Here is a 25,548-nt window from a genome sequence, read left to right on the forward strand (position 1 = left end):
CCGGTAAATCGCATCCGCGATTGTCCGCCGGGTCAGGCGAACGGTGTTTTCTGATAAACGATGAGAACGGTGATGGGAACAGCGCGGAATATAATAATTAGGCTAAGATTTGACGGGGAAACCGCTAATCATAACGCTAATATATGATCGATATATCTAGTAGCGGGCTATCAGTTAGGGGGTTGCGCTTGGTCGAGGCCACGAAAAGTCGTCGGCCCGACCGGGAGCGGGCTTCTTCTCGACCGGTGCCGGACGTGGCGTTTGTGGCCGGACGCCAAGATTGCCGCCGAGCAGAACACCGCTATCATCCTTGTTGATGTCACGCAGGCTGACAGGCGCGATCCGGTCAACTGGCTTGGAAGGGTCTTGCGCCCCGGCGGCTGGCAGGGGTTGGCCTTCTTCCTTGCCGCCGCCCAGATAGGCGCGCAGCGGCTTTTCGGCATAGAAGGCGAGCTTACGCTTGCCCGCCGAAGTGATGTTGATGCCGTCGTTTCCGCGCAGGCGCGCTGTCTGACCGTTAATGTCGAAGCCGGTCTGGGTGAAATTGCCGTCCTCGTCGATGAAGCCATCCCAGACATCGGCAAACTTGCCGCCAGCCTTTTCCGTGGTGTTGCGGTAGATTTCATTCAACGCCAGCATATCCTGTGACATGCCTTTCGGACGGAACGACGGCTGGCCCACCCAGACGAGCGGATAGTGGCGGTCGCTGATCACCTTGACGAACTGCGTCACGCGCTTCTGATATTCGGCGGTCCATTCCGGCGAGCGGGCTGCGAGGCTTGCACCGTTGGTCGTGATCGCCTGACGGTCGTTGGAGCCGATCATCACAACAACTGCGGCAGGTTTTTCTTCGTCCAGTATCTTGCCGATATTGTCCGGCCAGTTGAAATGGTCGTCGCGCACGAAACCGGATGACCCATTGATACGGCTCGCAACCGTCAGGTCCGGGTCGGATGCAAAGGCCACATCGAGGCCTTCTGCCAGTCCGCTGCCGATGAAGTCACCAACAACCAGAACCTTCTTCGCATCCGGGCTTTTCTCCACCACAGGCACTGCGGGCGCGGCAGGTTCCGGAGCGGCTTTGCGTGAGACGGGCGATGTTGTCTTGGGCGCGCGTTTCGGCTTTGGCCGGCTTTGCTGGGGCTGCTCATATTGGCGCTGGGGTTGCCGCGAACCGAACAGCAAATCGAAAAGCGTGCGCGGGCGATCCTGTGCCGAAGCACTGGCCAGACCGGAAAGCAGCAGCGCAAATGCCGCCAGCATGACACTGGCAGCTTTCAACATATTGCCTGCAATCCGAGGTTTGCGCATCCATTCCGCTTTCGTTGCAAAGCCACAGTAACCCGGTCGGCCGCAAAAATAAAATGGAGCGCGCTTCATGGGAAACGCGCTCCGATAAATCAGCCTGTTGTCTTAACGGCGACGCAGAACAGACAGAACTTCCTTGCTTGGGTGTCCATCCGGCTGCAAGCCGTTGCGCTGCTGGAATGCCTCGATGGCCTTGCGGGACGTTGAACCGATCTTGCCGTCGATATTGCCGTCATAATAGCCGAGCGCCTTGAGATGCGTCTGCAATTCCTGACGCTCGTTCATGGTGATCGGCGTAAAGGGACGGTTCCAGTCCTGACGAAGCCCCTGATAACCGCTGATGCGGTCTGCGAGGAGGCCAACAGCCAGCGCGTATTTGTCGGCGTTGTTATAGCGCTTGATGACGAAGAAGTTCTTGGTCATCAGGAAGGCCGGACCCTGACGTCCATCCGGCACCTTCAGCGTTACCTTTTCGCTCGGGTCGGGGAACGCGCGTCCATTGGCGCGCACGACGCCGCGCTTCTGCCATTCCGCAACGCTCAGCGAACCGGACGGGAATTTGCCGCCAGCGGGAAGCACCACTTCATAACCCCATGTCCGGCCCGGCTGCCAGCCATTGCGATGCAGGAGATTGGCCGCAGTGCCCAGCGCATCGGGAATGGAATTCCAGATGTCGCGCTTGCCATTGCCGTCCATATCGACAGCATAAGCCTGATAGCTGGTCGGGATGAACTGCGTGTGGCCAAGGGCGCCTGCCCACGAGCCGGAAAGATGCCCGCGATCAATATCGCCGGTCTGGAGAATTTTCATCGCGGCGATCAGCTGCGTGCGCCCATATTTGGCGCGCTTCGGATCGGCATAAGCCAGCGTTGCGAGGGAACGAACCGCATCGCGCATCACGTCGTCACGCTTGAGAATCTCGCCGTAATTGCTTTCCATCGACCAGATGGCCAGCAGAATATTCCGATCAACCGAGAAACGCTGTTCAATGCGTTGCAGCCACGGGCCCCATTTGCGCGCCATGTTCTGGCCGACGCCGGTCGAATCCTCGTTCACGCGGTTGTCGATGTAGTTCCAGACAGGCTCGGTGAATTCCGGCTGATAACGGGCCTTTTCCAGCACGACGGGATCGGGCGCGTCGACACCGCGAAACGCGCGGTCGAAGGTCGACGGTGAAACACCGGCGTTGATGGCAACCGGACGGAAGCTCGCCACCCACTGGCGGAATTTCGCGTCGGCAAAAGCCGAACCGGTCGAGAGGGCGGATGCCAGCACCGCAACAGCAACCGTCGCGGTTGCCTTGAGCTTCAGCGTCTGTCCCAGTGTGAATGGAAATCGCAGCATTCTGTGTTTCCCTTCTGCAATCGTCTTCATGCCGGAATATTTTTTATTTCCGGCGCGTGTCTTAAGAATGTCGATGCCGCTCGGTTCAGATTGCATACGCTAACTAATACCATCCACCGTTGAAATTTGGCAGTGTAAAATTGGACATCGACCAGTTGAACGTTCAAATTAAACCCTGTCGGTTAGCATTTGGTTTACCATGGAGAGTGGGAGGTAAAAATTGCCGGAAAATTGGAAAAATTTTTGAATCAAGCAACATTAAGAATGGGTCATTTAATGTGATGGTATGACTTGTGTAATTTCGTCGTTCTTTAATGAAATAGCCTTATTTGAAATTCAGTTGCTTCAATGCTTTGATAGCAAAGTAGCGTTAGTGAAAATCGAGGAGACGAATGAGTTCGATCCGCAAAATCCGCAAAGCCGTTTTCCCTGTTGCCGGTCTCGGCACCCGGTTCCTTCCCGCCACCAAATCCATTCCAAAGGAAATGCTGACGGTCGTAGACAAGCCCGTCATCCAGTATGTGGTCGATGAGGCGCGTGAGGCTGGCATCGAACATCTGATTTTCGTCACCGGACGCAACAAGGCGGTCATCGAAGATTATTTCGATGCGCAGGTTGAGTTGTATGCCACGCTTGCCGAGCGCGGCAAGAAGGCCGAGCTTGATCATCTTCAGGATTTGCAGCCACAGCCGGGCACGACGAGCTTTACCCGCCAGCAGGTTCCGCTGGGCCTCGGTCACGCCGTCTGGTGTGCCCGCGAGCTGGTCGGTGATGAGCCATTCGCGCTTCTGCTGCCGGACATGGTGATGCAGTCGAAGAAGGGCTGTCTGGCCGAAATGGTCGAGCTTTACGAAAAGACCGGCGGCAATGTCATCGCGGTGCAGGAATGCGACCCGGAAGAGGCGCATAAATACGGCATCGTCGGCAAGGGCAATGCAATCGGCTCCGGCTTCGAGATCACCCAGATGGTCGAAAAGCCCGCCAAGGGCACCGCTCCGTCCAATCTCTACATCAACGGTCGCTATATTCTGCAGCCGGAAATCTTCGAGCTTCTCAGCAAGCAGGAAAAGGGCGCTGGCAACGAAATCCAGCTCACCGACGCCATGCTGAAGCTGGCCGATGCGCAGAAATTCTACGGCTTCGACTATCAGGGTCGCACTTTCGATTGCGGTTCCAAGGCTGGCTTTATCGAGGCCAACGTCGCTTTCGCCCTGTGGCGCAAGGATATCCGCCCGTCGGTGGAAGTCTCGATCAGCGAATTGCTGGAAACGATCAAGCCTGCCTGAGATCGCCAGCTGAAAATCAAAAACCGCCTTCAGTGATGAGGGCGGTTTTTTGCATCCAGAGCATTTCCAGCAAAAGTGCGAAGCGGTTTTGCGTTGGATAATGCGGTGCGAAACAAGCCTGCATTTCCAGCAAAAGTGCGTAGGACAATGCGTAAAAGCAAATAGCGTTTAGCGCTGCACTTTCACGCCGAGATAAATGCTGTTGGATTTATACTCGCGCTCTGAAATCTGACTCGTCAGGAATTCATGACGCAGGCGCGCATCAATCCCCACGAAACGGTTGATCCAGTATGTCGCGCCGATCTGTGCGCCCAGCGTATAATCCGTGCCGGTGCCATCCTTGTTGGCGCGAACCAGTGCGTCGAGCCTGCCATTGAGGCTCAGGTCTGACCGGATGCGATGCGTGACGTCAAGGCTCGCAAATTGCAGCAGCGATCCCGCAATGCCCGGTGTGGTGGACATATCCACAGTGGTTTGCGAATAAAGCCGCACATCGGTGCCGCGCAATGGCGACCAGTTGAGCGCGGCGTTGATCGACGGCCCACTGACCGCGCCAAGCCGGTCATCGTCACTGGTGGCGCGCATATAACCGGCGGCGAATTCGCCGTTCAGTTTTTCACCCATATCCACCATCAGGCCGCCGCGCAGCGCAAATTGCGAACCGCTGCGTTCATAACCATTGCTATCCATACGCTCGTCGAAAATGCGCTTGCCAAGTTCGACTTCGGCAAAGGGCTTGAGAGCTTGCGACATGGAGAAACCGCCGCGCAGCGTGATGCTGGCATAGGTATTGTCACGATCCTTCTGGCTGACAGTGCCACCGGACGACAGTTCTGCATCGCCATACATATCGTGTTCGACGCGGGCGGTCGCACGTCCGAAAACAAGCCCCGTATCGTGCTCGACGCCAAGGCTGCCGTTGAATGTGTGAACCAGCGGACGCTTCAGGGCGCCGACAACGCCGTTTGGATTGGAGGCGCTTTCACGCCGCAGCCTGTAACCCGCGCCGGTATTGACCGTGGTCTGATCCGTCAGATCGAGGCGCAGATTGCCCTGAATGTCGATCTGCGGTTCGCTCACATCCTGACCGGAAATAGATTTGCTCAACGTGCCCGATGCATCGAGCGTCGCCTGATGCCGTGCCCAATCGGACTGCGCATTCAGGCGCAACGTGGTTTCCGAGAGGACCGAACTGGAGCCGCTTGGGCTATTGTCCCCATTCGATGTCGCGCGGATGCCTTGTTCAAGCGACGGGCGCAACACGAACGATCCGGCGCGCATGCCGACCGGCGCAAATGGATCTGCCTCTTGTGCGGGGCCGCGACCCTGTTCCGGTGCCTGACGCGTGTTTTCACGCTGTACGCGCCCGCTATCACTATCCGCTTCGCTGGTTATCGCGCCGACGCGCATGGTGTCGGGTTGGAGAGCTTGCTGATCCTGTGTCTGCGCAACCGGGGCCGCTTGCTGCTGATTATCGGCCGCAGCAGCATTGTCTTGTGTTGGTGCATAAAATGCGTCGGAACCGTCATCGCTGCTGGTGGCGGCAGTACTATCGGAACGGCCCGGTGCGGCGAGCCCCCGCGTGGCGAGCGTATCCGGTGAAGAGGCCGAAAGCACGTCTTCCGGAACACTGCCGCGAAGATAGGTGTCCTGAGCATGCGAGAGGGAAGGGATGATAGCCATCGCCGCACCCGCCAGAAACAGGCTTCTCAGCCTGCGGGCAATGGGCGTCGAACCGCCGGATAGGGGCATGGCAAATGGCATATGTGATTTCAAACCGTTGCAACGTGGTAGATGAACGGTAAAGGCACATGGTTAATTCTTGGTTGCCATTGCCCGCGTTGCCGAACGAAAGCAATTATTTATCGGCAATAAAAGCTTGGACAACGGACAGCGAAGAGGCTAACGCTTTCGGCCATGGAAAAGCTCGATCAGACCCAGATTTCAACGGGTGCGGAAGCGGCCATCGCTTCGGCGCTCCGGACCATTAGAACCGAAAACGAAGGCCTCGCCGCGCTCGAAGAAGCGCTTGGCAACGGCTTGTCCGGCCCTTTCACGGAGGCTGTGAATCAGATCATTGCCGCCAAGGGGCGTCTTGTCGTCACCGGCGTCGGCAAGAGCGGCCATATCGGCGCGAAGCTTGCTGCCACTTTTGCCTCGACGGGAACCGCGGCGTTTTTCGTGCATTCGGCGGAAGCCAATCACGGCGATCTTGGCATGATCGACCGCGACGACGTGATTCTGGCGATTTCCTGGTCTGGTGAAACGGCAGAACTGAAAGGCGTCGTCAATTATTCGCAGCGCTTCGGCATTCCGCTGATTGCGATAACCTCACGCGAAGATTCGGCGCTCGGTCGCGCAGCCAATATCGCGCTTATACTGCCCAAGACGGCGGAAGCCTGCCCGCATGGTCTGGCACCCACGACATCGACCATGCTGCAACTCGCCATCGGCGACGCGCTGGCGATAGCGCTTCTGGAAGCCCGCGGCTTTACGCCGAGCGATTTCAAGACTTTCCATCCTGGTGGTTCGCTGGGCGCAAGCCTTATCCATATCCGCGATATCATGCATCGCGGCGACCGCATTCCGCTGGTGCCGGTTGGCACAGCGATGGTGGACGCAATGAAAGTGCTGGCGCAAAAGAGTTTCGGCTGCGTGGTCGTGGTTGATGACGGCGGCGCATTGGCCGGTATCGTCACAGACGGCGATATTTCGCGTAATCTGCATCGCAGTCTTGCGGAGCTGGCGGTCGACGACATCATGACCCGCAAGCCCAAGACGGTGGACCAGAATATGCTGGCGACTGCCGCGCTCAACGCCATCAACGAAAACCATATCGGCGCATTGATCGTGGTCGAGGACAACCGCCCTGTCGGCCTCGTGCATTTCCACGATCTGCTGCGGATTGGGGCTGCCTGATTAAGGGAGTAGGGGAAATTAAGGGAGTAGGGGAATAAGGCAGTAAGGGAGTATGTTTCAGTTTACTTGAAACGGATGCCGTGCACCCTATTCCCCTAAACCGCCACTTCTATCTCCAGCGAAACCGGATCGAAGGCCACGACACGAACTTCTGTTCCTGCGGGCAGGTCCGGTCCTTTCACACGCCATGTCGTATCGTTGATGCGAATGCGCCCGCGCCCATTGATAATAGGCTCGGTCAATGTCGTGCGCTGGCCAACCAGCTGTTCACCGCGCCGGTTGAGCAGAGGCTCGTCCTGATTGTCACTCTTCGAGCCGAAGAAACGGCGGCCCGCCAGTGCAAAAACGACGGCCAGAACCAGAAAGATAACCAGTTGGAACTGCCAGCCGAAGCCGGTGGTCGATGACAGGAGGAAAGCAATGCCTCCGGTCACCAGTGCTGCAAGGCCGAACCAGATGAAGAAAATGCCGGGCGCCAGAATTTCCAGAATGAGCAGGACCAGTCCAAGAACCAGCCAGCTATAGATGCCAAGTCCGGAAAGAAGTTCGATAATCATGGCGCTCCGTCCTTGCTTTAGCTTCGGTTGGTTGGGGGAACGCTACGCGGACGCGACAGGCCCGGCGATGGCGGTGTCGGATCGACAGGCTTGTTGCCGTCGCCGAACACTTCCCGCGCGATGGCGCCAATACCGCCGAGCGAACCGATAAGCGAGCTTGCCTCCAGGGGCATCAGCACGACCTTCTGGTTCTTGGCGCTGGCAATATTGCTAAGCGCTTCGGTGTATTTCTGCGCCACGAAGTAATTGAGCGCCTGCACATTGCCGTTGGAAACGGCATCCGACACCAGTGTCGTTGCCTTTGCTTCGGCCTCGGCCAGACGCTCGCGGGCTTCTGCTTCACGCTTTGCTGCTTCCAGCTTGCCCTCGGCTTCGAGAATCTGCGACTGCTTCTGGCCCTCTGCGCGCAGAATTTGCGCATTGCGGTCGCCTTCGGCTTCCAGAACCTGTGCGCGCTTGTCGCGTTCCGCCTTCATCTGGCGGGCCATCGAGGTGACGATATCTGCCGGCGGATTGATGTCCTTGATCTCTACGCGGGTCATTTTGATGCCCCACGGGTGGGCTGCTTCGTCAACCACACGCAGCAGGCGATCATTGATCGCATCGCGGTTGGAGAGCAATTCATCAAGATCCATCGAACCCATGACCGTGCGGATATTGGTCATGGTGAGGTTGAGGATCGCATATTGCAGGTTGGCAACCTGATAGGCAGCCTGCGCGGCGTTCAGCACCTGATAGAAGGCAACACCGTCGACACCGACAATGGCGTTGTCGCGGGTGATGACTTCCTGCGTCGGGACATCCAGCACCTGCTCCATCATATTGAGCCGCGCGCCGATGCGGTCGAAGAACGGGACGATCAGATTCAAGCCCGGATTGAGCGTACGCGTATAGCGGCCGAAACGTTCCACCGTATAGTTGAAACCCTGCGGCACCGTCTTGATGCCCGCAAAGAGTGTCGCCAGAACCAGCGCAGCCAGTATAAGCAGCGTGATGTCGAAACCTGTCATTGTCTAACCCTCATCCGTTAGGGGAATAGGTGAGTAGGGGAATAAGGGAGTATGAAAACCTGTTCCCTTACTGCCTTATTCCCCTATTCCCATATATTACACCCATCCCAGCAATTCGCGCCGTACCATCGTTTCGATGACCTTCATGCCTTCTTCACTGTCGTTGAGGCAAGGGATGTGGCTGAAATTCTCGCCGCCGTTTTCGTGGAAAAGATGGGCGGCTTCATTGCCGATCTCGTCAACCGTTTCCAGGCAGTCGACGACAAACCCCGGATTGAGCACCGCGACGGATTTGACGCCCTGTTTCGCCAGATTTTCCACAGTCTCGTCCGTGTAGGGCTGGAGCCATTCCTCTGGTCCGAAGCGCGACTGGAAGGTGGAGCGGAATTGGTTTTCGTCCATGCCGAGCCGGATGCGCAAAAGGCGCGAGGTTTCCAGGCACTGTTCACGATAGGGATCACCCTTGTCGGAATAGCTCTTCGGAATGCCGTGATAGGAGGCCAGAATCACTTCCGGCTTGAAGGAAAGCGTTGCGAGATGGCTTTCAATGGAGCGTGCCAGCGCTTCGATATAGACCGGCTCCGTCTCGTAAGACGGAATGGTGCGGCTTGCAGGCATGAAACGCTTTTTCATCAGCCCTTCGAAAAACTTGTCATTCACCGTCGCGGTCGTGGTGGCCGAATATTGCGGGTAGAGCGGGAACACGACTATGCGCTCGCAGCCCTGTTGCAGCAGGCGGTCAGTCACGCTTTCGATGGACGGTTGGCCATAGCGCATAGCCCAGTCCACGACCACGTTGGGAATGTCTGCGAGTGCGGTTGCCAACTTTTCACCCTGTGCGCGCGTATAGGTGCGCAGGGGCGATTCATTCTTTTCATGGTTCCAGATACGGTCGTAAAGCTTGCCCGAACGCTTGGGGCGCGTGTTGAGCACGATGCCGTAGAGAATCGGATACCAGAACAGGCGCGACCACTCGATCACGCGGCGGTCAGACAGAAACTCGGCAAGATAGCGCCGCATCGGGGCGTAACTCGTGCCGTCCGGCGTTCCCAGATTGACCAGCAGAACCCCGACTTTGGGCAGTTTCGCTTGCGCGGACTGATTTGGGTTCTGGTGCACTGTGTCAATCTTGCTCATGAGCCGACTCCTATCCCGCTGGAAAATAGAGCATTTCCAGCAAAAGTGTGAAACGGTTTTACGCGGGAAATGCGTAGGAAGCAAAGGCCAGAAAAAACGACAAATTGCAATCCTGACAATTACAGACAACAAAAAATTCAAGCGGCGCGAGCATAGCCCGCGCCGCTTGAACTTGAATGGATGTTAGAGCATTTCCAGCAAAAGTGCGTAGCGCCTACGCGGGGAAATCAGTCCACTGGACTGATTTCTGATCCCGCTTCGATGCGTAGGATAATGCGTCAAAACAAATAGATAGAGCGGTTCCACGATTCTGTTTTAACCGGAACCGCTCTAATGTCGCTTTTTAGCTGGTTGCGCGGCGGTTCAGCGAGAATCGCGAGCCTGCCGAAGAGGTGCAGTTCAGCTGGTTTTGCGAAACCAGAGCGCAATTGACCTTGGAAGAAGTGCCGCGCACGATTGAGCGCATATCGATTTCAACGAGCTGCGGCGACTGATAGCGGTAGTTGCCTTCTGCCAGCCGTTCGTTGGTGTCGGTGGTGCGGGTTTCGAAAATGCCGCCGTTGAACGACGATACGATGCCGTTCGGATCGACCCAGCTGCCTTCGATACCGCTTGGTGCGCGGGAGACAGTTGGGACATTGCCGCCGACCGGTCCGGTCGTTTCGCAAGCCGCCAGCACAAGCGACATGACGGCAAGTGGGGCAACGATGCGGAAGCTTTTCATGTCCATTCTCTCTCCAATGGGGATAATGACTTGTGATGAATCGAAATTTACACGAAAACAAGTCCCCAATGTGAGGATTGGCCGCCGGATCTGTTAATTTATTGGTAATGATGCAAAATCGTCGCGCAGATCACCGTGATTGGCGGCGTTACACCATGAATATTAGCCCAAAAGATATAAGCATCATCAAGATAAGCAGGCTTGCCGACCATTTGGTCGCGCGGCTGATTAAGGCGCTGCGTGTTGGATTGTTCTTGATGGCTCCATAAGAGGCGAGGGACTTCGCCGCCTGATAGATGGCCAGATAGACGACCATAGAAACAAGGCCAATCGTCCATCCAATCTGCACAGGCTGGCTTGGGTGGCCGGGCACACCCAGAATCCACGGCAGGATCAGCAGCCCGCTGAGCAAAGCCACGAGATCGGGAAAGCGGTCTGCCGCTATGCGCTTTAACTGACCGGACATTCTGGGAAAATCACATCGATTTCATTCGGACGGCTTAGATGCGAAGGCCCGGTCGATGCCGGGCCTTGCTCTGTTTCATCAACGCACCAGAACGTTGCGGAACTGCCATGGGTCTTTGGTGTCGAGGTCTTCCTCGAACAGATGTCCGCGACCTTCAAGCGGCGTCCAGTCGGTGTAATAGCCTTTGACGGGCCCGAGATATTGCATCTGGACTTCGAGGCAGCGGCGATAGTCGATCTCGTCGGTTTCCACGATGCCGCTGTTCGGGTTTTCCAGCGCCCAGACCATGCCGGCGAGAACGGCGGAGGAAACCTGCAGACCCGTTGCATTCTGATAGGGCGCGAGCTTGCGTGCTTCCGCGACAGTCAGCTGCGAGCCGTACCAGTAGGCATTCTTGTCGTGACCATAGAGCAGAACGCCCAGCTCGTCCGAACCATCAAGGATTTCGGCTTCTTCAAGCACATGCTGGACAGGTTGAGCTTTGCCGCTCGCGCCGAACATTTCGTCCAGCGAGAGAATGGCGTCATTGCTTGGATGATAGGCATAATGGCAGGTGGGACGGTAATCGAGCTTGCCCTTCTTGTCCCGCACCGTGAAGTAATCGGAGATCGAAATCGCTTCATTGTGGGTGACCAGCAGGCCGTATTGCGCGCCAAGCGTCGGGCACCAGGTGCGGATGCGCGTATTGCCACCGGGCTGCTCAAGGAAAATCGCAGCCTTCGAGCCCTTCTTCTGCTTGCGTGCATTTTTCGGCTTCCACTTTTCGTGGCTGCCCCAGCCGAGTTCGGCAGGCTGCAAGCCTTCGGAAATGAAGCCTTCCACGGACCATGTATTCCAGAACGTGTTGAACGGCTTTGGTTCCTTGGCGCGTTGCGTGTCGCGCTCGGCGACGTGCACACCCTTCACGCCAGCCTTTTTCATCAGCTTGGCCCAACCGTTGCGGTCGTCAGCCGCCGGTTCGGTGAAGTCGAGCTTGAGTTCCGTCGCCAGATCGACAAGCGCTTTCTTGACGAACCACGACACCATGCCCGGATTGGCTCCGCAGCATGCGACGGCGGTCGGGCCGCCGGGGTGCTTGCGCTTTTCTGCCAGCAGGGTTTCGCGCAGCGCATAATTGGTGCGCGCGGCATTATCCACCTTGGCGTCGAAATAGAAGCCAAGCCATGGCTCAACAACAGTGTCGATATAAAGCGCGCCGTTCTTGCGGCTATAATGCATCAGATCGACTGATCCGGTATCGACCGACAGATTGACGACAAATGCCTGTCCTTCCGCACCTTTCAGGAACGGGTCCAGCACTTCCGCGTAATTATCCTTGGTGATCGCCTGCTTGACGAAGCGAATGCCCTTGTCATCGAGGATCTTGCGGTTCTTCTCGCTCGGGTCGATCACGACCATCCGCGATTTGTCGAATTTGAAATGACGTTCTATCAGCGGCAGGGTACCGCGCCCGATCGACCCAAAGCCGATCATGATTACGGGGCCGGTGATCTCGCTATAGACTTGCCATTTCGCTTTCGCCATTTTCTTCCTCTGTGTGAGCCGCTTAAATTTGCGGCGTTTCGGTCCGTTACCGTTCGTCGGCATGTTTGAAACCGCAACGATAACACAACTTCATACAAAGAAAGAAACGTCACACCCCTATGACATGCAGACGTGTTTAACGCATTTTAGGAATTTAGCCTTCAATCAGCTTGGCGCGGATCATGCCGCGCAGCGAATTTCCGACAAGAATGTTGCGCGCATTTTTGAGATCGCCGACAGAAACCGTCCCTTCCGAGACCACGCCATTCTTCAGAAGCTCGCGGCGCAGAACGCCGTCCAGAAGCCCGCAGGAAAGAGCAGGCGTCACACAGGTCGTGCCGCCAATATCGAGGAAAATCGACGTGATGGTGCCTTCGCAGACCTCGTCGCGGTCATTCAGCAGGATAACTTCGTCCACTTCCGCAGAAGAATATTCCTCGCGGGCGGCGATATAGGCCTGACGGCGCGTCGTCTTGTAACGAAGCAGCGGATCATTGTGATCGAGGCGGGTGCGCGCAATCGCTATGCGCCACGTCGTTTGCTGCGGCAGCGGCTCATAATTGTAGGCCACAACATTGGCAACGCCGTCAGGCGCCAGCGTGAGGCGCAGTTTCAGGGCGCGGTCGCCGGAGCCTGCCTCTTCAATCTGCTGGCGGATGGCGTCCATATTGCAGGAGAAACCAAGCGCGCGTGCGGACTGTTCCAGTCGTGCCAGATGCAATTGCAGACGCAGAACCCCAGACAGAGGCTCCCATCGCATGGTTTCGATCAGTTGATACTCTGGCTCCGCACTGACGGTTTTTGCCCCGTCGCGAACCGTGCTTTCAGAAGGCATTCCTCATACTCCGCTTGCGCCGTGGAATCGAAAACCACGCCGCCCCCGACATTGAAGATTGCACGATTTTCGTCGAGAAGCGAGATCGTGCGGATGGCGACATTGAAGCGCATTCGTCCGCTTGGCTCAATCCAGCCGAGCGAACCGCAGTAAATGTCACGTGGGTTGGGTTCCAGCTTGCGCAGGATTTCCATGGCGCGGATTTTCGGTGCGCCGGTAATCGAACCGCAGGGGAAAAGGGCTGCAAATAGCGACCGCAGGGGAATATCGCTTTTCAGCCTTGCTCGTACCCGACTAATCATTTGGTGTACCGTCGGGTAAGATTCAACCCGGAAAAGCTCAGGCACGTCGAGCGAGCCGACTTCGCTGATGAGCGAAATGTCGTTGCGCAGCAGATCGACGATCATGCGGTTTTCCGCCTGGTTTTTGGGATCGTTCATCAGAAAGGTGCGGTTCGCTTCGTCTTCTTCGGGCGTTGCCCCGCGCGGCATGGTGCCTTTCATAGGGTGGGTTTCGATCCACCCGTCCGCATCCACCTCGAAGAATAGCTCCGGTGAACGCGACAGGACCGTCGGGCCGGCGAGATCGCAATAGGTCGCGTAGCGGACCGGCTGGCGTGCGGCGAGCGCGTTGAACAGCACCAGCGGATCGCCGCCCCATTCCGCATGAACCGGAAAGGTCAGATTGCCCTGATAGCAATCGCCCTCACGCAAGTGCTGATGCAGGCGCTGGAAGCGCGTTTCATAATCGTCAGGCGTCCATTCGGCGACAGGATCGCGCAGATAGGTCGCATTATCATTGCCGCGATGATGCAAGTCATCGTCAGACGGCCCGTCGAAAACGCCGAAGCACAGGAGGGGCACTTTGCGTCCATCCGGCAGAAGGGGCTTCAGCTTCGGCTCAAGAAGATAGCCTGCCTCGTAGGAAAGATAGCCCGCCAGCCATTTCCCGTCCGCATGGGCGCGCTGCATCGCTTCCCATGCATCATCGAATTCACCCGGCTCATCGGCGCGGATGATGGTCGAGGGAGCCGCGAAAAGCACGTCGCGGCCCGCCTTGTCGTCCCGAAACAGGATCAGCGGTTTGTTACCCGTTCGGGTCACTTTTGCCTCAGTCTTCCATGGCTTCGAGTTCGTCAATGATGCCTTCGATCACCGACAAGCCCTTGCTCCAGAAGTTCGGGTCCGTTGCATCGAGGCCGAACGGTGCCAGCAGTTCCGTGTGGTGCTTGGTGCCGCCCGCTTTCAGCATGTCGAAATATTTCTGCTGAAAGCCCTTTTCGGAATTCTGATAGACGGCATAGAGCGAGTTCACCAGGCAATCGCCGAAAGCATAGGCATAGACATAGAATGGCGAATGGATGAAGTGCGGAATATAGGTCCAGAAGGTCTCATAGCCCGGATTGAGGTGCACCGCGTCGCCGAGGCTTTCGCGCTGCACGTCCATCCAGATTTCGCCGATGCGCTCTGACGTCAATTCGCCTTCGCGGCGCTCGGTGTGGACACGACGCTCGAACTGATAGAAGGCGATCTGACGCACGACCGTATTGATCATGTCTTCGGCCTTCTGGGCCAGCATGGCCTTACGTTCGCGCTTGTCCTTCGTCCGCTCCAGCAGCGAGCGGAAGGTCAGCATTTCGCCGAAGACCGAGGCGGTTTCGGCCAGCGTCAGCGGGGTCGACGCCATCAGCGCGCCCTGACCGCCAGCGAGAACCTGATGCACGCCATGGCCAAGCTCATGGGCAAGCGTCATCACATCGCGCGGCTTGCCCATATAGTTGAGCAACACGTAAGGATGCGCGGAAGGGACGGTCGGATGCGCGAAGGCGCCCGGAGCCTTGCCGGGCCGCACCGGCGCATCGATCCAGTTCTTGTCGAAGAAATCCTTGGCAATCGCGGCCATTTCCGGCGCAAAATTGCCATAGGCTGAAAGCACGGTATCGCGCGCTTCATCCCATGAAATCAGGGCCTGCGGGGTTTCCGGCAGCGGTGCGTTGCGATCCCAGTTTTCCAGTTTGTCGAGGCCGAGCCACTTGGCCTTCAGCGCATAATAGCGATGCGAAAGGCGCGGATAGGCGTCTTCGACCGCCTTGGCCAGCGCATCCACAACTTCGCGTTCAACGCGGTTTGCGAGGTGGCGGCTGTCGGCAATATCCTGAAAGCCGCGCCAGCGGTCGGAGATTTCCTTGTCCTTGGCCAGCGTGTTGGTGATCAGCGTGAAAATGCGCAGATTGGCACCAAATGTCTTGGCCAGCGCTTCCGAGGCCTTTTTGCGGACCGCGCCGTCAGCGTCCTGCAGCATGTTCAGCGTCGGCTCGATGGCCAGTTCCTGACCGTCGACCTCGAAACGCAGGCCCGACATGGTCTCGTCGAACAGGCGGTTCCATGCGCCGAAGCCGGTGATCGACTTTTCGTGGAAAAGCTGTTCCAGCTTGTCGTCCAGCTGATAGGGCTTGTCCTTGCGCAGATCGGTCAGCCACGGACGGTAATGTCCGATTGACGCATTGGCATCCATGGCCTTGTCGAGAATTGCATCCTCGATGCGGTTCAGTTCGAGGCTGAAAAAGATGAGATGCGTGCTGGCGTCGGTCAGCTTCTGCTGCACATCGCCAAAAAGCTTCATGCGCTTCGGATCGGTCGTATCGCCGTAATAATAGAGCCCGGCATAGGAGGCGATGCGCCCCAGCAACTCGTCCAGCGCCTCAAACTGCTTGATCGCATCGGCAAAATTGCCGCCGTCAGCTTTCGCTGCTTCCGCGCCGAGCTTGCCCTTCCAGCGCTCTTCAAACGAGCCTGAATCCTTCATGGCCTTTTCGATATCGGCCTTGAGTTGTGGGCTGTCGGGCGCGGGATAAAGATCGGCAAGGTTCCATTCCGGCAGCTTGCCGAGGGCTGTCTTTTCGGCAGCGGCGCTATCGCCAGACGGGGCCAAAACAGGCGCGTGAAGAACTGCGTTGAACGAAGCAGAGTCTGAAAAGCGGGTCATAAGCATTCTCCTGTTGGCCTTCTTCTCGCATGTCTTGCCGGGATCGCCAAGAGGCACAATCAAGTGGTGCAACCGGTGTTATGTAAGCAACCAATAAATTGCCAGTAACTTCCGCGATTACTTTTTGGGCGCTTCAAGCATTGAGTGTTTTTTAGCCGAAAATTTTGTGAATGTAGCGTCAGATACTGTTTTAAGGTCTTGCAATTGTTAGTGCTCTGGCTCCAAATAGCGCGCCTGGAGCATAAAACTTTGTTCTATTTTTAAACTGTTTAATGTGTTCGGGCGCGGGAACTCCACAGGTTGATTAAAGCTTTTAATGGGCACGCGCATTCTCATAGCGGATGACGATCCGATTCACCGACGCAACATTGAGGCGATGGTCCAGCGCATGGGTTATCGCACCATCCTGACCGACGGGGGCAGCGGCGCGCTCAGCTTCGCGACGCAGCGCAAGGATATTGCGCTCATCCTGCTCGACATGGCCATGCCGGATATGGATGGGCTGAGTGTTCTCGCCAAGATGCGCGATGCAGGCGTGACCATTCCGGTGATCGTGCTTGTTCAAAATGATGGGCTTAACAGGGCCTTGCAGGCCATCAAACTCGGCGCAGTCGATTTCGTGACCACGCCTGTCGTGCCTGAGCGCGTTCAGCTTTCCATTTCCAATGTGCTCAAGCTCGATGCGCTCGCCCATGAGGTGCGCCGCAACCGCTCGCTGCGGACGCATTTCCCACTCTCCGATATCATTGCCAGAAGTCCGGATATGGACCGGGCGATGGTCGCTGCGAGGCGCGCTGCCGCGCTGGATGCGCCACTTCTTCTTGATGGAGAACCGGGCAGTGGCAAGGAAACTCTGGCCCGCGCCATTTGCAGCGGCGGTGCGAGATGGCGTGAAACATTCACTACGGTTGATTGCCGAACACTGACATCGGACAATGTGGATCAAATCCTGTTCGGTGCGTCGGAAACTGCGCGTGTGCCGGGGCCTGCGCTTGCGGGGCCGGAGGGCGTTTTCGGCAAACTGGTGAGCGCCGATGGCGGCACGCTCTATCTGGATGAAGTCGGCTTCCTGCCGCGTCATGCCCAGATGCGGCTCTATTCGGCGATGCAGACGGGACAATTCGAAGCAGCGGGTATTCAATACCCATTCAATGCGCGCGTCATGGCTTCCACGACGCAGCCCCTCAACGATCTTGTCCATATGGGGCGGTTTCACCCCGGGCTAGGTCAATTGCTGGGTTCGTTCACGCTGCCGGTTCCGGCCTTGCGCAACCGGCAGGAAGACATTGCGGTCCTGCTGCATCACTTCACGATGCGTTTTGCCAGCGAGGAGCGGCGCGGCCATATCACCGGCGTTGCGCCGCATGTGTTGGAGCGGCTGAAGACCTATGACTGGCCGGGCAATGTGCGCGAGCTGAAGAATGCGGTTTTCCGTGCTGTCCTGCTCTGCGAAACACGCGAGCTGACCATGGCGGATTTCGGCGAGCTGGTGAGCAATACAGACAGCTGGACGGGCGCATCCTACACCGGCCCGAGGACGGCGATGCCGGTCGGCGTTGCATCCGGCAAGGTGACGCCCGGCGTCATCAGTGGCGTGAATGCGGAGGGCGAAGTGCGCACGCTTGCTGCTGCCGAAGAAGAGATGATCCGCTTCGCTCTGGCGCATTACGATGGGCAAATCAGCGAAGTCGCACGTCGTTTGGGCATCGGAAGGACCACGCTTTACCGGAAGCTGAAGGAATATGGCATTGATGTGACCTCCATCTCCGGCAGGGGATTCGATGACGGTCATGATGGGGATAACACCCCTTTCAGGCGCACCGCAGGATAATAAAACCAGCTTAACTTATTGAATTTTATAAAGCTCTAATCCTCTTTCTTTAGAGGTTAGGTCGACTGTTGCCAATTAAAGACTGTTAATAGTTTTTTTACCATAGCGAAAATAGATGCGCTCCTGTGTCTTTTTTGCCATGGTGTTTCCGCATTTGTTGTTCACTAAGCGTCCATTAACCATTAAATCCGACAATTGGATCTATGGCGGAACGAAGCGGATTTCGTGCGGCGCTCAGAAAAGGTCACTTGGAAAGAGAGCTGTGGACGAGACGATTTGCAACTGTTGTGACTGACAGTTGCCGCGAGTTTCGGACTTGTAGCCTCTGGGGGCGGACAAAACTTTAAGGCGATACGATTCGATGAACAGCATATCGACCATGAAAGCGCATTTCGCGAATGTCTGGCAAAAAGCCCGGATTGGTGCGAAGGCGCGTCTGTCTCTCTCGTTTTCCCTTGTTGCGGCGGCAATTGCCCTCGTGGGTACCCCAACGCAGGCTTCGGCTGAAACCCGCTCCCTCAAGCTTTATTACGTCCATACCGGCGAAAAGGCGGAAATCGTCTTCAAGAAGAATGGTCGCTATGTGCCCGAAGGGCTGAAGCGTCTCAATGTCTTCCTGCGCGACTGGCGTCGCAATGAGCCGACCAAGATGGACCCGCGCCTGTTCGATCTGGTCTGGCAGGTCTATCAGTCCACCGGCTCGCGCGAATATATCAATGTTGTATCGGCCTATCGCTCTCCGGCGACCAACGCCATGCTGCGTTCCAGCACGCGCGGCGTCGCCAAGAAGAGCCAGCATATGCTGGGCCGCGCGATGGACTATTACATTCCTGGCGTCAATCTGGCCAAGCTGCGCGGCATCGGCATGCGCTACCAGATCGGCGGCGTCGGCTATTATCCGCGCTCCGGCTCGCCTTTCGTGCACATGGATGTCGGCAATGTCCGCTCCTGGCCGCGCATGAGCCGTCGCGAATTGCTGGCATTGTTCCCGGATGGCAAGACCGCTCACCTTCCGGCAGACGGTAAGCCGTTGCCGGGTTATGAACAGGCTCTGGCCATGATCGAAAAGCGCAAGGCTGGCGGTGGTGGCGACATCATGGTGGCCAGCAATTCCACGTCGACGCGCAAGAGCAAGACGCTGTTTGGCGCGCTCTTTGGCGGTGGTGCCGACGAAGAAGAAGATAATGGTGATGTCGCTACTCCGGCGACAGCGCGCCCGGCGCGTGCGACCGCTCCGGCCAAGCAGGCTCCAGCCGCTGCACCGGAAGAGGAAGCTCCGACGCAGCCACGTGAGACGATGGTCGCTGCATTGCCGCCGCGTGAAGCGCCGGTTCCGATGCAGGCTCCGCGTCCTGAAACTGGTTTGAACCCGCAATCGCTCGAATCCCAGGCGCAGACCGGCAATGTTGCCGATCAGGGCGCTGCTGTTGTGGCGATGAATGTGCCGATCCCGGCGCGCAAGCCTGAAATGGCGCCGCAGGATGCCGTGGCCCTTGCCGCTGCCGATCCCGACGCCGCGCAGGTGGCCGATGCTTCGCCGCTTATGAACGGTTTCGTGCCGATCCCGTCAGCACGTCCACAGCTTGAAGGTGATGATGCACAGGCGCAGCTTGTTGCCTCGGTCATCCCGTCGCAGCGTCCGGAACGCCCGGGTGAACAGCCTGCCGCTTCCGGTCAGGATGCGATAGCTGCGCTGGTCAACACGCATGAGAACGACGCTGTGGCCGTCGCTGGTGCAGGTTCGTCGCCGACCAATCCTGGTGAAGCGGGCGCTTTGCCGCTGCCGAAGCAGGCACCGCGCGCCGCCGAGCCGAATACCCAGCTCGCCATGCTGTCCAGGAAGGATGAGATTGGCGAACTGATTGCACCGCCGAGCGACGACTATGATTCCGAGCCTGTTGCCAAAGTACAGATGAAACCGGCTCCGGTTCAGACCGCCTCTCTGGCACCAGTCGCAGCGCCGGTTGAACCTGCTGTAGCCCGTGCCAAGCAGCCGGTCGCAGTTGGCAAGGCTGTCGATACCGGCGTTCGCACCACTGCCAAGGGTGCCCGTCGTGTTGCCAAGGCCTCGGCTGCAAAGCCGCATGTCGTGGTGCAACCGGCAGCCGTGCATAATGCGGAAATGGCGATGTCGTCGGAATCCATGGCGCAGAAGGCCCCGGTCACCAATCCGGTGCTGCGCAACGATGCGATGCGCACTGCACCAGCAATGGTCTATACGGCTGGCTTCCAGCAGGGCGATCTGCCAAGCGATCGCGCCAACAAGTTCAGCGGCAATGCTGTGACCTTCCTGACGGTCGCAAAATTTACCGCAACCAATTGATTGCTGCAACGATAGCAAAGAAAAAGGGGCCGCGAGGCCCCTTTTTTATTGGTAAGCTTGGGGGTCTCAGCCTTTCAGGCTGGCGGCATCGCTTGCAAGCTTGGTGATGGCATCCCATTCGCCCGCTTCCACCAGTTCCTTCGGAGCAACCCACGAACCACCGACACAAACAACGTTTGGCAGCGAGAGATAGGTTTTCGCATTGGCAAGGCTGATGCCGCCGGTGGGGCAGAAGAAGGTTCCGGCCAGTGGAGAGGAGAGCGCCTTCAGGAAAGGCGCACCGCCTGCCTGTTCAGCCGGGAAGAACTTCAGATGCGTATAGCCTTCCTCGCGAAGCGCCAGCATTTCGCTCGGTGTGATGGCGGCCGGCAAAAGCGGGACGGGGCTGTCATCGGCAGCGTCGACAATCTGCTTGGTCGCGCCGGGGCTGACGATAAAGCGCGAACCGGCCTTTGCTGCCTGTTCATACTGCTTGGCATTGAGGATGGTGCCCGCACCGACGATGGCTTCCGGCACTTCATCCGCCACAGCGCGAATGGCGTCGAGGGCCGCAGCCGTGCGTAAGGTGATCTCAATGGCGGGCAGGCCGCCCTTGGCCAATGCGCGCGCCAGCGGCACGGCATGTTCAACCTTGTCGATCAGCAGAACCGGGATCACCGGCTGGCCTGTCATGACGGGGACGAGAAGATCGGTTTTCTGAGGCATCGGCTCGCTCGGCTGTTTGAGTATCTCGGCGTATTTTGCGGAATGTGCAACGATTCCGAAAAAATGGACATGCACGGAATGTGATAAATCGATTTAAATGGATGAGGCGAACTTGTCCACAGCCGGGACAAGCTTGTTTTCAGGCCGCAGTCTTGAGTGTGCCGATCTGTTTGCTCCAGCGGGCATAAGCGGCGGCCATGCGCGTATCGTAATTGTTGCGGGCGAAGGAGGGGCCATTATAGCGCTTTGCAAAGCCGCGCCAGTCGCAGGTGCGCATGGCATCTGCTAGGCCCGCCTTTTCGATGAAGCGCAACATTAGCCGTACCTGACCGGCAACCGACACGCGTGCCTCTGCCACCAGCGCATCGACTGAAGCAAAGCCGAGCCATTCCCAATGCGCTCCCATGACCTGGCCCAATCCCCATGAGGTGGATTCCAGTGCGGCCTTCTTGTCGAGTCCCATGGCGCGCTCCAGCAGCAGCCAGCGGTCGCCTTGCGATTTCGGATTGGCGATCTTGCCTGCTTCTGGTGCCGACAGGCCGTCTTTGCGGGCATAATCGCGAATGCGCCCGGAAAGCCTGCGGTCGAAATAGTGCCCTTCAAAGCGGATTGCCGGTTCCTTGTGTCCATCCACATCGTAGAGCGCGCGACCGCCGCTTTCCACTTCCGCAACTGCCAGCAGGGCAGCTGGCTCGATTTGGCCCTGTTTTGCCATGGCGGTCATCGCATCGATGGTTTGTCTGTCGAACATGCATTTCTCCTCTTGGATGGTGGTCTTCGAGGTGATTTTCGCTGCATCCGAGGCCCAGAGGATAAAGTAGTCTTGAATTCGCCGTGTCAGGGGATTAGTTGCGGGGTAGATTTTCAAAGAAGACACAACCGATGAGCAATTTGCCTTTCACTGTCGCCGCCCTCTATTGCTTTGCGCCTCTGCCGCAATATGAAAGCCTGCGTGAGCCGCTGGCCCAGCTTTGCTGTGGCAATGGCATCAAGGGAACGCTGCTTTTGGCTGCCGAAGGCATCAACGGTACGGTTGCCGGTTCGCCAGCAGCGATTGAAAAGCTTGTCCAGCATATCACTGCCATTCCGGGCCTCAGCCAGCCGGAGCTGAAATATTCCCATGCAAGCGAAATGCCATTCAATCGCATGAAGGTGCGGCTGAAGCGAGAAATCGTTACCATGGGTGTCGATGGTATCGACCCGCTGAAAAGTGTTGGCACCTATGTCGCCGCGCAGGACTGGAACGCCCTGATTGCCGACGAAAACACGGTCGTTGTCGATACGCGCAACGATTATGAATATGCCATCGGTACTTTTGAGGGTGCTCTCGATCCGCAAACCAAGACCTTCCGCGAATTTCCGGATTGGGTCGAGCAGAACCGCGACAAGCTGGAAGGCAAGAAGATCGCCATGTTCTGCACCGGCGGTATCCGCTGCGAAAAGGCGACGGCCTTTGTGAAAGGCCTCGGCTTTGACGATGTCTTCCATCTCAAGGGTGGAATTCTCAAATATCTCGAAGAAGTCCCACAGGAAAAAAGCATGTGGAATGGCGAGTGCTTCGTCTTTGACGAGCGCGTTGCCGTTGGTCATGGCCTCACCGAAAGCGATGTGGAGCTTTGCCGCGCCTGCCGTCGCCCGATTACGCCGGAAGACAAGCTCTCGAAGTTCTTCGAGGAAGGTATTTCCTGCGCTGGCTGCTATGATGAGCGCACGCCGGAAGACCGTGCCCGTTTTGCCGAGCGCCAGAAGCAGATCGGGCTTGCCAAAGCCCGTGGTCAGCACAAGCATATCGGCAGTTGATAGGCTTCCGGGACTAGCAAAATAAGTTGCACCGCATTATGGTGGCTTCGATTCTGGAACGATCTGAATTCGTTACGGAATTTTGGGCGGCTTTTGCATGGACGCCCGTGCATCAAGGGTCTGACGGCATCCGGGTCGCGTTTGCCTCCATCATACCCATCATCGCAAAAAAGCGCGCCGGTTCGTTCCGGCGGATGATGGTGTTTGTCCGTTCAAACGGGCAATATGGAGGGTAGTCATGAAAAAACTTATAGCCGCATTTCTTATCACAGTTGCCGCTGGTGCCGCTTCGGTCGCGCATGCCGCCGAAAAGGTCACGGTATTTGCCGCTGCGAGCATGAAGGATGTGATTGAAGAAGCTGCCAAGCAGATCAAGGCCAAGGATGGCACGGAAGTTGTCGCTTCCTTTGCGTCCTCGTCGGTACTGGCCAAGCAGATCGAACAGGGTGCACCGGCCCAGATTTTCATTTCCGCCGATCTGGACTGGATGGATTATGTCGAGAAGGCCAATGCCATCGACAAGGCATCGCGCAAGGTGATCGCGGGTAATGCGCTGGTTATCGCCACGCAGAAGGATACGCCGAAGGCCGATGCCAAGGAACTGTTGAGCGCTGACCGTTTCTCCATGGGCGATCCGTCCAACGTACCTGCCGGTAAATACGGCAAGGCGGCGCTGGAGAAGCTCGATATCTGGAAAGACGTCGAGAAGAACGGCGTATTCGCTGAAAATGTGCGCGTTGCCCTGCAATATGTCAGCCGCGGCGAAGTGAAGGCCGCCATCGTCTATGCATCTGACCGCGCTGCCGCGCCGGATCTGGTCGAAGCCTATCGCTTCCCGGCAACCAGCCACGCGCCGATCCTATATCCGGCGGCTCTAATTGAGAAGAATGAAAGCGATGCCGCCAAGGCCTTCCTTGCTTTCCTTGAAAGCGATGCCGGTCAGGCGATCATCAAGGATAAGGGCTTTGTCGGCGCTGCGGAGGCAGGTAAGTGATGATGGAAGCCGGCGTCTGGCCGATTGTCCTGCTGTCACTCCGGGTTGCCGGAATTGCCATCATCGTCGCTCTGCCAGTAGCCTTCCTTGTCGCATGGATTCTTGCCCGGTTTGATTTTCCGGGCAAGTCTCTGGCGCAGGCGCTTGTGACCATGCCGCTGGTTTTGCCGCCGGTGGTCACAGGCTATCTGCTGTTGATCCTGTTCGGTGCAAGAGGCGCATTCGGCGCACCCTTGCAGGAATGGTTCGGCCTGTCCTTTTCCTTTCGGTGGACCGGTGCTGCCCTTGCCGCCGGTGTCATGGCGTTTCCGCTGCTCGTCCGTCCGATCCGCTTGTCGATTGAAGGGCTGGATCGCGGGCTTGAAGAAGCGGCGCGCACATTGGGAGCCAGCAGGCTGGTAGCCTTTTTCACGGTGATCTTGCCGCCACTCTTGCCCGGTGTTCTGGCGGGGGCTGTGCTTGGCTTTGCCAAGGCGCTCGGTGAATTCGGCGCAACCATCACCTTTGTTTCCAATATTCCCGGCGAGACGCAAACCCTCTCGCTTGCGATTTATGCTTTGATGCAAACGCCATCAGGCGATGCCGAAGCATTCCGACTGATTGCCATTTCGGCCGCGATTTCCATCATAGCCGTCGTGCTGTCCGAATGGTTGCAGCGCAGGCTTGCCGGAGACGTCAAATGAGCGGATTGGTTGTTTCCATCAAGGGCCGCAATGGCAAATTCGCCGTCGAAGCCGATTTTGCAGCGGGCGGTGGTGTAACTGCTCTGTTCGGTCATTCGGGCGCGGGCAAGACTACGCTTTTGAAGATGATTGCCGGAACGCTACGCCCCGAAAACGGACGTATTGCCGTCGGTGATTTTGCGCTGTTCGACGCGGATAAGGGCATCAACCTGCCGCCCGAGAAACGACGCATCGGCTATGTGTTTCAGGAAGCCCGTTTGTTTCCGCATATGAGCGTCAAGCGCAACCTGACCTATGCGCGCTGGGCAGGTCACCGGCAGGCCACGCGTAATTTCGATGAGGTGGTGAAGCTTCTCGGCATCGAACCGCTTCTCGACCGGCGTCCACCGACGCTTTCGGGCGGCGAGCGCCAGCGTGTCGCCATTGGTCGGGCGCTTTTATCCGATCCGGCGCTGCTGCTGCTCGATGAGCCGCTTTCCTCGCTCGATCATGCGCGCCGACAGGAAATATTGCCCTTTATCGAACGGCTGCGTGACGAAAGCCATGTGCCGATTGTTTATGTCAGCCACGAGATAGACGAAGTGGCACGGCTTGCTGATGAAATCGTGCTGCTTTCGGGCGGCAAGGTGACGGCAAGTGGTGAGGCAGCAGAAATATTTCCGCGCATCGGGGCAGATCCTGCCATGGGTGGCGAGGGTAGCGGCGTGCTTCTGGAAGGCACGGTCGCGTCTTATGACGAAAACTATAAGCTGGCCGAGATCGACCTTGGCGGTGCGTCGTTCCAGTTGACGGATACGGGTCTGAAGCAGGGCATGCATGTGCGGCTGCGGGTGCGGGCGCGGGATGTTTCTCTGGCCCGTGCAGCGCCGGATGCCATCAGCATTCGCAATGTGCTGCCGGTCACGATTACGGACATCGAGGCGGGTGAGGGCCCCAATGCGCATGTCTCTCTTGATTTTCAGGGGCGACATCTGGGTGCGCGCCTGACACGCCGCTCGGTGGATGATTTTGGCTTGCAAACAGGCGACCGGGTGATTGCGCTGGTCAAGGCCGTCTCGGTTGATCGAGCCGCCATTCGAGAAAAATGAAACGGCTACAATAATCTGGTTTGCGCGGC

General features: G+C 57.5%; 22 protein-coding genes. 8 read left to right on the plus strand and 14 right to left on the minus strand.

The window, feature by feature from the left end; all coding sequences use genetic code 11:
• Positions 1 to 174 precede the first annotated feature (174 nt).
• Together FHW00_RS13830 and FHW00_RS13835 are read right to left on the minus strand one after the other, a co-directional pair.
• On the minus strand, positions 175 to 1,311 hold the full coding sequence (locus FHW00_RS13830; protein WP_078339261.1) for an SGNH/GDSL hydrolase family protein: 1,137 nt from the start codon (positions 1,309 to 1,311) through the stop codon (positions 175 to 177).
• Positions 1,312 to 1,413: 102 nt separating this feature from the next.
• Complete coding sequence (locus FHW00_RS13835) at positions 1,414 to 2,652, minus strand: lytic murein transglycosylase (protein ID WP_078339260.1); 1,239 nt, start codon at positions 2,650 to 2,652, stop codon at positions 1,414 to 1,416.
• Between the two features lie 392 nt (positions 2,653 to 3,044).
• Here FHW00_RS13835 and galU point away from each other — a divergent pair, with 392 nt between their 5' ends.
• Positions 3,045 to 3,938: a UTP--glucose-1-phosphate uridylyltransferase GalU gene (gene galU, locus FHW00_RS13840; protein ID WP_078339237.1), complete on the plus strand. Its 894-nt coding sequence runs from the start codon at positions 3,045 to 3,047 to the stop codon at positions 3,936 to 3,938.
• A gap of 168 nt (positions 3,939 to 4,106) precedes the next feature.
• On the opposite strand, the gene FHW00_RS13845 is transcribed toward galU, so the two are convergent.
• The gene (locus FHW00_RS13845; protein ID WP_078339236.1) at positions 4,107 to 5,702 is read right to left on the minus strand and encodes an outer membrane beta-barrel protein; all 1,596 of its coding nucleotides are present in this window, start codon (positions 5,700 to 5,702) and stop codon (positions 4,107 to 4,109) included.
• Between the two features lie 153 nt (positions 5,703 to 5,855).
• Between FHW00_RS13845 and FHW00_RS13850 the strand changes: the two genes are divergently transcribed.
• Positions 5,856 to 6,857, plus strand: a complete 1,002-nt coding sequence (locus tag FHW00_RS13850; RefSeq protein WP_113533874.1) for a KpsF/GutQ family sugar-phosphate isomerase — start codon at positions 5,856 to 5,858, stop codon at positions 6,855 to 6,857.
• A 95-nt stretch (positions 6,858 to 6,952) separates the two neighbouring features.
• On the opposite strand, the gene FHW00_RS13855 is transcribed toward FHW00_RS13850, so the two are convergent.
• The 9 genes from FHW00_RS13855 to FHW00_RS13895 form a co-directional block, all read right to left on the minus strand.
• Positions 6,953 to 7,414, minus strand: coding sequence for an NfeD family protein (locus FHW00_RS13855; protein WP_078339235.1), 462 nt, complete (start codon positions 7,412 to 7,414; stop codon positions 6,953 to 6,955).
• Positions 7,415 to 7,431: 17 nt separating this feature from the next.
• The gene (locus tag FHW00_RS13860) at positions 7,432 to 8,424 is read right to left on the minus strand and encodes an SPFH domain-containing protein (RefSeq protein ID WP_078339234.1); all 993 of its coding nucleotides are present in this window, start codon (positions 8,422 to 8,424) and stop codon (positions 7,432 to 7,434) included.
• A 96-nt stretch (positions 8,425 to 8,520) separates the two neighbouring features.
• Positions 8,521 to 9,561 (minus strand): ferrochelatase, encoded by a 1,041-nt coding sequence (hemH, locus tag FHW00_RS13865; protein WP_078339233.1) that lies wholly within the window; start codon positions 9,559 to 9,561, stop codon positions 8,521 to 8,523.
• Positions 9,562 to 9,904: 343 nt separating this feature from the next.
• Positions 9,905 to 10,285 carry an outer membrane lipoprotein Omp10 gene (gene omp10 / locus FHW00_RS13870; RefSeq protein WP_078339259.1) on the minus strand — a complete coding sequence of 127 codons (381 nt, stop codon included), beginning with the start codon at positions 10,283 to 10,285 and terminating at the stop codon, positions 9,905 to 9,907.
• A gap of 148 nt (positions 10,286 to 10,433) precedes the next feature.
• On the minus strand, positions 10,434 to 10,751 hold the full coding sequence (locus FHW00_RS13875) for a hypothetical protein (RefSeq protein WP_078339232.1): 318 nt from the start codon (positions 10,749 to 10,751) through the stop codon (positions 10,434 to 10,436).
• A 78-nt stretch (positions 10,752 to 10,829) separates the two neighbouring features.
• Complete coding sequence (locus tag FHW00_RS13880; RefSeq protein ID WP_078339231.1) at positions 10,830 to 12,275, minus strand: homospermidine synthase; 1,446 nt, start codon at positions 12,273 to 12,275, stop codon at positions 10,830 to 10,832.
• A gap of 154 nt (positions 12,276 to 12,429) precedes the next feature.
• Positions 12,430 to 13,110, minus strand: a complete 681-nt coding sequence (locus FHW00_RS13885; RefSeq protein WP_078339258.1) for an aminotransferase class IV family protein — start codon at positions 13,108 to 13,110, stop codon at positions 12,430 to 12,432.
• Complete coding sequence (locus FHW00_RS13890) at positions 13,044 to 14,213, minus strand: aminodeoxychorismate synthase component I (RefSeq protein WP_078339230.1); 1,170 nt, start codon at positions 14,211 to 14,213, stop codon at positions 13,044 to 13,046. Before FHW00_RS13890 ends, FHW00_RS13885 begins: the two co-directional genes overlap by 67 nt.
• 7 nt (positions 14,214 to 14,220) lie before the next feature.
• Complete coding sequence (locus FHW00_RS13895; RefSeq protein ID WP_078339229.1) at positions 14,221 to 16,095, minus strand: M3 family oligoendopeptidase; 1,875 nt, start codon at positions 16,093 to 16,095, stop codon at positions 14,221 to 14,223.
• 316 nt (positions 16,096 to 16,411) lie between these two features.
• On the opposite strand from FHW00_RS13895, the gene FHW00_RS13900 reads away from it, so the two are divergent.
• Together FHW00_RS13900 and FHW00_RS13905 are read left to right on the plus strand one after the other, a co-directional pair.
• The gene (locus FHW00_RS13900) at positions 16,412 to 17,926 is read left to right on the plus strand and encodes a sigma-54-dependent transcriptional regulator (RefSeq protein ID WP_078339228.1); all 1,515 of its coding nucleotides are present in this window, start codon (positions 16,412 to 16,414) and stop codon (positions 17,924 to 17,926) included.
• Positions 17,927 to 18,305: 379 nt separating this feature from the next.
• Positions 18,306 to 20,249: a DUF882 domain-containing protein gene (locus tag FHW00_RS13905; protein ID WP_078339257.1), complete on the plus strand. Its 1,944-nt coding sequence runs from the start codon at positions 18,306 to 18,308 to the stop codon at positions 20,247 to 20,249.
• Positions 20,250 to 20,315: 66 nt separating this feature from the next.
• Here the strand turns inward: FHW00_RS13905 and FHW00_RS13910 are convergent, their stop codons facing one another.
• Together FHW00_RS13910 and FHW00_RS13915 are read right to left on the minus strand one after the other, a co-directional pair.
• The gene (locus tag FHW00_RS13910) at positions 20,316 to 20,954 is read right to left on the minus strand and encodes a 2-dehydro-3-deoxy-phosphogluconate aldolase (protein ID WP_078339227.1); all 639 of its coding nucleotides are present in this window, start codon (positions 20,952 to 20,954) and stop codon (positions 20,316 to 20,318) included.
• A gap of 139 nt (positions 20,955 to 21,093) precedes the next feature.
• On the minus strand, positions 21,094 to 21,705 hold the full coding sequence (locus FHW00_RS13915) for an N-acetylmuramidase family protein (RefSeq protein ID WP_078339226.1): 612 nt from the start codon (positions 21,703 to 21,705) through the stop codon (positions 21,094 to 21,096).
• A 131-nt stretch (positions 21,706 to 21,836) separates the two neighbouring features.
• On the opposite strand from FHW00_RS13915, the gene trhO reads away from it, so the two are divergent.
• The 4 genes from trhO to modC all read left to right on the plus strand — a co-directional run bounded on the left by trhO (position 21,837) and on the right by modC (position 25,519).
• Positions 21,837 to 22,754, plus strand: a complete 918-nt coding sequence (gene trhO, locus FHW00_RS13920) for an oxygen-dependent tRNA uridine(34) hydroxylase TrhO (RefSeq protein WP_078339225.1) — start codon at positions 21,837 to 21,839, stop codon at positions 22,752 to 22,754.
• A 238-nt stretch (positions 22,755 to 22,992) separates the two neighbouring features.
• Complete coding sequence (gene modA, locus FHW00_RS13925) at positions 22,993 to 23,748, plus strand: molybdate ABC transporter substrate-binding protein (RefSeq protein WP_078339224.1); 756 nt, start codon at positions 22,993 to 22,995, stop codon at positions 23,746 to 23,748.
• Positions 23,748 to 24,431, plus strand: a complete 684-nt coding sequence (modB, locus tag FHW00_RS13930; RefSeq protein ID WP_078339223.1) for a molybdate ABC transporter permease subunit — start codon at positions 23,748 to 23,750, stop codon at positions 24,429 to 24,431. Before modA ends, modB begins: the two co-directional genes overlap by 1 nt.
• Complete coding sequence (modC, locus tag FHW00_RS13935) at positions 24,428 to 25,519, plus strand: molybdenum ABC transporter ATP-binding protein (protein WP_078339222.1); 1,092 nt, start codon at positions 24,428 to 24,430, stop codon at positions 25,517 to 25,519. The genes modB and modC overlap by 4 nt, the downstream gene beginning before the upstream one ends.
• Positions 25,520 to 25,548: the final 29 nt, after the last annotated feature.

It is taken from the genome of Ochrobactrum sp. P6BSIII (assembly GCF_014138065.1).
GTDB lineage: Bacteria > Pseudomonadota > Alphaproteobacteria > Rhizobiales > Rhizobiaceae > Brucella.

Excerpts from the sequence above, each read along its gene's own strand:
- FHW00_RS13910 (WP_078339227.1), bottom strand. The coding sequence starts at position 20,954 with ATGCCTCAGAAAACCGATCTTCTCGTCCCCGTCATGACAGGCCAGCCG.
- FHW00_RS13850 (WP_113533874.1), top strand. The coding sequence starts at position 5,856 with ATGGAAAAGCTCGATCAGACCCAGATTTCAACGGGTGCGGAAGCGGCC.
- FHW00_RS13880 (WP_078339231.1), bottom strand. The coding sequence starts at position 12,275 with ATGGCGAAAGCGAAATGGCAAGTCTATAGCGAGATCACCGGCCCCGTA.
- FHW00_RS13905 (WP_078339257.1), top strand. The coding sequence starts at position 18,306 with ATGAAAGCGCATTTCGCGAATGTCTGGCAAAAAGCCCGGATTGGTGCG.
- FHW00_RS13885 (WP_078339258.1), bottom strand. The coding sequence starts at position 13,110 with ATGCCTTCTGAAAGCACGGTTCGCGACGGGGCAAAAACCGTCAGTGCG.
- FHW00_RS13915 (WP_078339226.1), bottom strand. The coding sequence starts at position 21,705 with ATGTTCGACAGACAAACCATCGATGCGATGACCGCCATGGCAAAACAG.
- FHW00_RS13895 (WP_078339229.1), bottom strand. The coding sequence starts at position 16,095 with ATGACCCGCTTTTCAGACTCTGCTTCGTTCAACGCAGTTCTTCACGCG.
- FHW00_RS13855 (WP_078339235.1), bottom strand. The coding sequence starts at position 7,414 with ATGATTATCGAACTTCTTTCCGGACTTGGCATCTATAGCTGGCTGGTT.
- trhO (WP_078339225.1), top strand. The coding sequence starts at position 21,837 with ATGAGCAATTTGCCTTTCACTGTCGCCGCCCTCTATTGCTTTGCGCCT.
- modA (WP_078339224.1), top strand. The coding sequence starts at position 22,993 with ATGAAAAAACTTATAGCCGCATTTCTTATCACAGTTGCCGCTGGTGCC.
- FHW00_RS13860 (WP_078339234.1), bottom strand. The coding sequence starts at position 8,424 with ATGACAGGTTTCGACATCACGCTGCTTATACTGGCTGCGCTGGTTCTG.
- FHW00_RS13900 (WP_078339228.1), top strand. The coding sequence starts at position 16,412 with ATGGGCACGCGCATTCTCATAGCGGATGACGATCCGATTCACCGACGC.
- hemH (WP_078339233.1), bottom strand. The coding sequence starts at position 9,561 with ATGAGCAAGATTGACACAGTGCACCAGAACCCAAATCAGTCCGCGCAA.
- FHW00_RS13845 (WP_078339236.1), bottom strand. The coding sequence starts at position 5,702 with ATGCCATTTGCCATGCCCCTATCCGGCGGTTCGACGCCCATTGCCCGC.
- modB (WP_078339223.1), top strand. The coding sequence starts at position 23,748 with ATGATGGAAGCCGGCGTCTGGCCGATTGTCCTGCTGTCACTCCGGGTT.
- FHW00_RS13830 (WP_078339261.1), bottom strand. The coding sequence starts at position 1,311 with ATGCGCAAACCTCGGATTGCAGGCAATATGTTGAAAGCTGCCAGTGTC.
- FHW00_RS13875 (WP_078339232.1), bottom strand. The coding sequence starts at position 10,751 with ATGTCCGGTCAGTTAAAGCGCATAGCGGCAGACCGCTTTCCCGATCTC.
- FHW00_RS13835 (WP_078339260.1), bottom strand. The coding sequence starts at position 2,652 with ATGCTGCGATTTCCATTCACACTGGGACAGACGCTGAAGCTCAAGGCA.
- galU (WP_078339237.1), top strand. The coding sequence starts at position 3,045 with ATGAGTTCGATCCGCAAAATCCGCAAAGCCGTTTTCCCTGTTGCCGGT.
- omp10 (WP_078339259.1), bottom strand. The coding sequence starts at position 10,285 with ATGAAAAGCTTCCGCATCGTTGCCCCACTTGCCGTCATGTCGCTTGTG.
- modC (WP_078339222.1), top strand. The coding sequence starts at position 24,428 with ATGAGCGGATTGGTTGTTTCCATCAAGGGCCGCAATGGCAAATTCGCC.